At 69.1% G+C, this 559-nt stretch carries 1 protein-coding gene; it reads left to right on the forward strand.

Annotation, left to right across the window (positions count from 1 at the left end; genetic code table 11):
- Positions 1 to 28 precede the first annotated feature (28 nt).
- On the forward strand, positions 29 to 559 hold a 531-nt coding region (locus ACTXGH_RS13795; RefSeq protein WP_443561804.1), incomplete at its 3' end, for an iron transporter.

Raw genomic sequence — 559 nt, forward strand, 5'->3', positions numbered from 1 at the left:
TCCCCGCGGGAGCGTTATGTGCATCGCTATGCGCGCTTCGACTCTCTTTCCGATTCTCCGCGGCCTGGCTGCGGGTGCCCTCCTGGCGACGGCGGGGGCCGCCGCGGCCAAGGAGGTGCCGATCGGTCCGCATGTGACCAAGAACGGCCTCGAGGTCGCCGCCGTCTACCTGCAGCCGATCGAGATGGACCCGCCCGGCATGATGCGCGACGCCGCGCAGTCGGACCTGCATCTCGAGACCGACATCCGCGCCGCAAAGGACAACCGGAACGGCTTCGCGGAGGGCGACTGGGTGCCCGCCCTCGAAGTCCGGTTCGAGGCGGTGAAGCTCGACGGCGACAAGCCCACCGACCAGAAGGTCTCGGGCGCGCTCATGCCGATGGTCGCCAACGACGGCCCGCATTACGGCGACAACGTCAAGCTGTTCGGCCCCGGCCGCTACCGCCTGAAGGTCACGGTGGCGCCCCCCGGCAAGGACAGTCACTTCGGCCGCCACGTCGACAAGGAGACCGGGGTCGGCCCTTGGTTCGAGCCCTTCGACGTGACCCAGGACTTCACC

Source organism: Psychrobacter sp. 1Y10 (assembly GCF_052259005.1).
GTDB lineage: Bacteria > Pseudomonadota > Gammaproteobacteria > Pseudomonadales > Moraxellaceae > Psychrobacter > Psychrobacter saeujeotis.